Origin of the sequence: Bacillus sp. C30, assembly GCF_040838255.1 — a bacterium.
Lineage (GTDB): Bacteria > Bacillota > Bacilli > Bacillales > Bacillaceae_G > Bacillus_A > Bacillus_A mycoides.
In genome coordinates this window covers 41,282-48,325 of record NZ_JBFPJH010000006.1, presented here as the reverse complement: position 1 = coordinate 48,325, position 7,044 = coordinate 41,282, and the positions used below count along the sequence as shown (strand labels likewise).

Below are 7,044 nucleotides of genomic sequence, written 5' to 3'. Positions count from 1 at the left end.
CATAACATCATTCACTTAGTATATTTTTCAAACCATCTTTCTTTTGCTAAAAATACATTATCTAATTTCTGAATTTCACTTAACGGTAGATCCCACCATTTAAGTTCCTTCAACACATTTATTTGTTTATCATCAAACCTTCTGCGAATAACCTTTGCGGGACAACCGGCTACAACGCTATAATCTGGTACATTTTTTGTGACAATTGAACCTGCTGCTACTACTGCACCATCACCTATTTTAACTCCTTGCATAATGACGCTATGACTTCCAATCCAAACATCGTTCCCAATAATTGTATCCTTAGTTACATCCTGATAATAAGGCGGCTTATTAAAAATATTATCGCTAGAATATGTGTATGGAGATGTTGACATATAAGCAATAGGATGATTATAACCACCTATTTGTGTATAATATCCTATTGAACAAAATTTACCTATTTTCCCTGAATTCACAACAGAACCCATATTTATATATGAATAATCCCCTATTTCAACATTTGCAGATACTTCAACATTTGCAAGAATTTCACACTTTTTCCCTATTTTGGCATTCTCATTAATCATGTAAGAATAGATTTTGGATGTATTATACCTTTTCCTTAATCTAGATAATCTGATATGATGTTTTAAGAAATCTGGAATTAAACTTTTCAAAGCCTTCACTTATTAACTCCTTGTTTTTTAATATTTATTTCTGTTATTAATGACTCATTTGCTATACTTAACACACAAGATTTCAGTTCCAGCTCTTCCATGTAAGGATACTCTTGAATTAGTTCCCTAACAATATTAACATCAAACTGTTTCTTCTTACCCACATAAATTTTAGGATAAATTTGTTTATCCTGTACTTCATCATCCTTCAACAGTTCTTCAAATAATTTTTCCCCCGGTCTCATCCCCGTAAATTCAATACCAATTTCCTCAATTGAATACCCAGAAAGTGTAATAAGATTTTTTGCTAAATCTACAATTTTAACCGGTTCACCCATATCTAGTACAAATATTTCTCCACCCTTAGCTAACGCCCCAGCTTGTATTACTAGTCTTGATGCCTCTGGAATTGTCATAAAATACCGAACCATATCAGGATGAGTAACTGTAACTGGGCCACCTTTTTGGATTTGCTTTTTAAATAGAGGAATAACACTTCCCCTACTCCCAAGGACATTACCAAATCGAACTGCCACAAATCTTGTTTTACTCACGGTATCCATATGTTGAACAATCATTTCAGCCATACGCTTTGTCGATCCCATTACACTAGTGGGATTGACTGCCTTATCTGTAGAAACCATAACAAACGTATTTACCTTAAATGTATCTGCTGCTTCGGCAACATTTTTTGTTCCAATTATATTATTTTTTATAGCTTCTTTTGGGTTACGCTCCATAAGAGGAACGTGTTTATGGGCAGCTGCATGATATACAATATATGGTTGACGTTGCTTAATTACCTCGAAAATCTTATCCCGATCTTGAATATCTGCAATTTCTGTAATAATCTCCACTTTATCTCTGTAGATATTTCTTAACTCCATTTCAATAGTATATATACTATTTTCACCATGTCCTAAAAGAACAATTTTAGCAGGTCTATATTTCATCACCTGACGACAAATTTCTGATCCAATTGATCCACCAGCGCCTGTTACTAAAATTGTTTTACCTGTAATCTTTTCTCCAATTCCTGCATCATCTAATTGGATTGGCTCTCTTCCTAATAAATCTTCCACTTGTACATCCCGGAATTCATTAACAGAGACTTTACCATCTAAAAGATCTTCAAGCATCGGTACAATTTGAGTTTTCGCCTTCGTTTTTCTGCACTTCTCAAAAATCTCGTTTATTTGATTTCTATTTAGAGAAGGAATTGCGATAATAATATGTTCTATATCATTGTCGTCTACGATTTCTTGAATATGATTTGTTGTCCCAACAACTGGTACGTTATAAATCTCCAATTTTTGTTTATTTCTATCATCATCGACAAACGCAATTGGATATAAATCTGCTTCTTTATTATGTTGTAACTGACGTACTACCATTGTCCCTGCTGAACCGGCACCAATAATCAATGTTCTTTTTTTATCATTAGCTTTTGTAATATATGTATCACGGAACATACGCCATACAAAGCGAGAACCACCAATTAATAGTAAATGTAACATCCATGCGATAGCTAAAATTCGAACATAAATATCATGATTTATAATTTGTTGAACAATTGCTGTTACTAAGATAGATAGCGTAATTGCTTTAAATATTTGTTTTAATTCTCCAATACTTGCATACTCCCAAGCCTTGTTATAAAGCTTATAAATAGCCGCAAAAACATGATGACTACATAATAATGTAATAGAACTAATAACTACTGTCATAGGAATTTTGCTTAACACGTTTGGATGTATAAACCAGTAACTTAAGTACACAGCAGTTAATACTATAAATGAATCTAATAAAATTAATAATGAGAGTCGTTTTCGATAACTCAATATATCTATTCCCTTCTTTATATAATTCGCATCTTATTAATAATAGAAAAGGACATTCTCTTATGAATGTACCTCTTCTTTTTCTTTTTTTACGAGTTCCTTCATATATTTTATTAACTCAACTTTCAATTCATCATTTTGAAGTGCCATCTCAATTGTCGTCTTAATAAACCCAAACTTCTCTCCAACATCGTATCGAGTTCCTTCAAAGTCATAAGCAAATACTCGTTGAATTTCATTTAATCGTTGAATCGCATCTGTTAATTGAATCTCTCCACCAGCACCTGTTTGTTGGTTCTCAAGAAACGTAAAAATCTCCGGTGTTAATATGTAACGACCCATAATTGCTAAATTTGATGGTGCCGTTCCTTGAACAGGTTTCTCTACAAATTGACGCACTTGATAACGACGGTCATTTTGTTCAACTGGATCAATAATACCGTAGCGATGTGTTTCATTTTCCGGCACTGTTTGCACACCAATAACAGATGATTGCGTTCCTTCATATTGATCCATCAATTGACGTAAACATGGTGTATCCGCTTGGACAATATCATCACCAAGCAATACCGCAAATGGCTCATTTCCAATAAATTTACGTGCGCACCATACTGCATGGCCTAAACCTTTTGGCTCTTTTTGTCTTATGTAATGAATGTTAATTTTTGAAGAAGCTTGTACTTTTTCAAGCATTTCATATTTTCTTTTTTCTAAAAGGCTTTGTTCTAACTCAAAAGAATGATCGAAATGATCTTCAATTGCACGTTTTCCTTTACCAGTAACAATAATAATATCTTCAATTCCTGATTCTATCGCTTCTTCTACTATGTATTGAATCGTCGGCTTATCAACAATTGGTAACATTTCTTTCGGCATTGCCTTCGTTGCTGGTAAAAATCTTGTCCCAAGACCAGCAGCTGGAATAATCGCTTTTCTTACTTTTTTCAAATCTAGTCCCCCTGCATCCATTGATTTATATGTAACAATAACAAAAACCCTACCTATAGAGTCATTTTTATAACTCCATAGGTAGAGTTCCTAATAGAAATAAAAGTATGGGCATCTAACCCATCCTCACATCATACTCCCGACGACAAGCGTCTAAGGTAGGCAAGAAATAAAAATTTCTACCCACAGCACGACCGAGTGCCCCCGTTGATAACGGTTAGGAGACATCACCAAATCTCTTCAATTAAAAAATACCAAACAATTTTTTACGACGAATTAGTTCTGGATCTTCTTTATAAATCGCTCTCCCACTAATTAATAAATACGGATTTTCTTTTAAATCACTCATCACGTTCATTCCGAATTCTTTTCCGATTAATTCGTAGCTTTCCGCTAAATGAAATCCTCTTGATGTTGTGTTATGTGCATCCGATGCGATCATATGCGTTAAATTATGTTCAACGAGTTGTAGTGAGAATTTTTTTATCTTTTTGCCGAAATTTCCTAGCAAGCTACCTGCCGTTACTTGTGTTAATGCACCCTTACTTACGAGGCTGTATAACTTATCTGGCCGCTCGATTAACTCGGCATTGCGTTCTGGATGAACGATAATTGGGATCATCCCTTTAACGCGTAGTTCATATAATAGTTGTTCTGCATAGCGAGGTACATGATTAGATGGAAACTCAATTAATATGTATTTATTCGTTTCGTTTAAAGTAACGATTTTACCAGCCTCATAGTCTTCAAGTAAGTCACCATATAATCTGACCTCTTGCCCCGGTAAAATTTTGAGTGGAATTTCATTTTGTTGTAGTTCATCATTTAATTGTTTCACTTGATGAATAATAGAAGTACGTTCATTTACATATTTTCCATTTTGATGGTGTGGTGTAGCGACAATTGTATGAATTCCTTCTTGCACAGCTTTTTGTGCCATCGCTAAACTATCCGTTACGCTTTGTGCTCCGTCATCGATGCCAGATAAAATGTGACAATGTAAATCAATCATTCTTCTCACCCTTCCTCTCGTATAGAAATCTTTTTTCCTTTGAATATGAGATATATCTCATATTCAAAGGAAAAAAGGAGATATGTTCTTGCCATATCTCACTTTTTTAATTAGTTCGCACCGTAGTAATAATATAAGCCTTGTTCACGTTCACGATCGTTCAGAACAACGCCTAACAATTTACCTTTTGCAGATTCTAATAATCCTTTTGCTTTTACCGCTGTTTCCTTTTCTGTCGATTCACTACGAACGACAAGAATGGATGCATCACATACATTCGCCATAATTTGCGCGTCTGTTACAGCTAAAATTGGCGGTAAATCAAAAATGACTAAGTCATACATACTATACGCTTGAGCAAGAAGTTCCTGCATTGATTTCGAACCTAATAATTCTGCCGGATTAGGCGGGATTGGACCACATGCTAAAAAATGTAAATTATCTACAGTTGTCGTTTGTATACACTTCTCCAAACGCTCACTATGTGTTAATACGTTCGTTAATCCGAAAATATTATCTGCTTGGAACATTTGATGCATCGCTGGTTTACGCATATCTGCATCAACTAATAATACTTTCTTTCCTTGTTGAGCAAAAACAACTGCCATATTCGCTGTCGTTGTCGTTTTCCCTTCACTTGGATTCGCAGACGTTACCATTAGTGAATGCAAGTTTGTATCAACAGACGCAAATTCAATATTCGTTCGAATATTACGATATTGTTCTGAAATTGGTGATTTCGGTTGTTGATGAGCAATTAGTTGACGACGTTGACGATGATTTTTTTTCTTTTTAAATAAACTATTAAGAGCCAATTGTTTGCCCCCTCACTTTTCTTGATGATGAAGCATGTGATTTCACATTCGTTGTTTCTTCATCCATACGCGCAACAATACCTAACACTGGTAATCCAAGTAAGTTTTCTACGTCTTCTTCTTTTTTGACTGTGTTGTCTAAGTATTCTAGTAAGAATGCAAGACCAACTGCAGCCATTAAGCCGACAACGAAAGCAATTGCTACATTTAACATCGGGCGTGGTTTAATTGGAGATTGATTTTCTCCGACTTCTGCTTTCGATAATACCGTTACATTATCGACATTCATAATTTTAGCAACTTCACCTTTAAATACATCTGCAGTTGCATTTGCAATATCACGAGCTACTTTTGGATCTTTATCCTCAACTGTTACAGAAATGACCTGTGAATCTTTTTCATTCGCAACATTAATCTTTCCTATTAAAGCTTGCGCTGTCATATTTAAATTTAATTTTTCATTCACTTGATCTAAGATTACTGGACTTTTAATAATAACCTTATATGTATTCGTTAATTGAATATTTGTTTGTATTTCACCGGCTTGAATCATTGTACCCTCTTGCTTCTTCTGATTCACAAGAATTTGCGTTGAAGATTGATAGATTGGTGTCATGAAGAAGAAGCTAATGATAGCACTTACTATAGCTGCACCAAAGGCGATTACGAGGATCATTGCTAAACGTTTTTTTAAAATATGAAATAACTCTTTCAAACTAATTGTTTCTTCCATAAGTTCCTCCAACTTTCTAAAATTTGCACACAAGAAAAATTATAACATATAATCTTACATTTTTTTTTAGTAATATCGATGTACGATTGTTATTTGAAAACATATATAATCTTACAAAATAATCTTAATTATGACAACACATTCCATCAAATTTCCAAAATTTCCATTATATCATTTATTTTATATAAAGCAATAAAAAGTTGTTATGTAATTCAAAAAAGCCAATAAAAATACTTATTGGCTCTAAATATTATTATATTAGACATTATTTTCTAACAATATCCATATTGTTCCTTTTCTTCTCTCTTATCATTTAGTATGACACCAAGTAGTTTACCAGAGGCTTTGTCTAAAATTTGTTTCGCTTTTACTATTTTATCTTTTTCTGTTTTTTCACTGCGCACGACAAGTATGATTCCATCACATTTGTTCGCAAGTATTTGTACATCGGTAACCGCAAGAACTGGCGGTGTGTCTATTAAAATAATATCAAACGTGTTATATGCTTCTAGTAATACCTCGTCCATTACTCGATTTCCTAACAGTTCTGCTGGGTTTGGTGGTATTGGACCTGACGCCATTAAGTATACATTCTCTATATCTGTTTTTTGAATACATTGCATTAATTTTGCTTGTCCTAATAATACGTTCGTTAATCCATTTGAATGATGAATTGCAAATAAGTTTTGTATCGTCGGCTTGCGTAAGTCAGCTCCGATTACTAAAACTTTCTTTCCTTGTTGACCGAAAACAACTGCTAAGTTTGCAATTGTCGTCGTCTTTCCGTCACCTGGATCTGCTGAGGTGACAATAAGAGAACGCATATGAGTATCTACAGATGTAAATTCAATATTTGTACGAATGTTGCGGTATTGTTCTGTAATACGCGATTTAGGCTCTTTATGTGTAATTAATTGTTTTAATGGCTTTCTTTTCTTTCTCCCGAACATGTTCTAGTCTCCTTTTTTTAAGTGCGACCTTTTCCCTCTATTTCTATATGCTCGATATACACGCCCATTTCATTCATGATCGATAT

7 protein-coding genes are annotated in these 7,044 nt (G+C 34.1%); all 7 read right to left on the bottom strand.

The genetic code is table 11. The features are described 5' to 3' along the window. Window positions 1–11: 11 nt before the first annotated feature. The 7 genes from AB3X49_RS01740 to AB3X49_RS01710 all read right to left on the bottom strand — a co-directional run bounded on the left by AB3X49_RS01740 (window position 12) and on the right by AB3X49_RS01710 (window position 6,958). Window positions 12–668: a DapH/DapD/GlmU-related protein gene (locus AB3X49_RS01740; protein ID WP_367960225.1), complete on the bottom strand. Its 657-nt coding sequence runs from the start codon at window positions 666–668 to the stop codon at window positions 12–14. Next, window positions 665–2,500: a polysaccharide biosynthesis protein gene (locus tag AB3X49_RS01735; RefSeq protein ID WP_367960224.1), complete on the bottom strand. Its 1,836-nt coding sequence runs from the start codon at window positions 2,498–2,500 to the stop codon at window positions 665–667. The genes AB3X49_RS01740 and AB3X49_RS01735 overlap by 4 nt, the downstream gene beginning before the upstream one ends. A 60-nt stretch (window positions 2,501–2,560) precedes the next feature. Next, the gene (gene galU, locus AB3X49_RS01730) at window positions 2,561–3,448 is read right to left on the bottom strand and encodes a UTP--glucose-1-phosphate uridylyltransferase GalU (RefSeq protein WP_367960223.1); all 888 of its coding nucleotides are present in this window, start codon (window positions 3,446–3,448) and stop codon (window positions 2,561–2,563) included. A 244-nt stretch (window positions 3,449–3,692) separates the two neighbouring features. Then, a complete protein-coding gene (locus AB3X49_RS01725) occupies window positions 3,693–4,460 on the bottom strand; it encodes a tyrosine-protein phosphatase (protein WP_367960222.1) in 768 nt (255 codons plus the stop codon). Between the two features lie 110 nt (window positions 4,461–4,570). Next, on the bottom strand, window positions 4,571–5,275 hold the full coding sequence (locus tag AB3X49_RS01720; protein ID WP_256491014.1) for a CpsD/CapB family tyrosine-protein kinase: 705 nt from the start codon (window positions 5,273–5,275) through the stop codon (window positions 4,571–4,573). Beyond that, complete coding sequence (locus tag AB3X49_RS01715; protein ID WP_367960221.1) at window positions 5,265–6,008, bottom strand: YveK family protein; 744 nt, start codon at window positions 6,006–6,008, stop codon at window positions 5,265–5,267. The genes AB3X49_RS01720 and AB3X49_RS01715 overlap by 11 nt, the downstream gene beginning before the upstream one ends. Before the next feature lie 272 nt (window positions 6,009–6,280). Beyond that, window positions 6,281–6,958: a CpsD/CapB family tyrosine-protein kinase gene (locus tag AB3X49_RS01710; RefSeq protein WP_367960220.1), complete on the bottom strand. Its 678-nt coding sequence runs from the start codon at window positions 6,956–6,958 to the stop codon at window positions 6,281–6,283. Window positions 6,959–7,044 lie beyond the last annotated feature (86 nt).

Excerpts from the sequence above, each read along its gene's own strand:
- AB3X49_RS01715 (WP_367960221.1), bottom strand. The coding sequence starts at position 6,008 with ATGGAAGAAACAATTAGTTTGAAAGAGTTATTTCATATTTTAAAAAAA.
- AB3X49_RS01710 (WP_367960220.1), bottom strand. The coding sequence starts at position 6,958 with ATGTTCGGGAGAAAGAAAAGAAAGCCATTAAAACAATTAATTACACAT.
- AB3X49_RS01725 (WP_367960222.1), bottom strand. The coding sequence starts at position 4,460 with ATGATTGATTTACATTGTCACATTTTATCTGGCATCGATGACGGAGCA.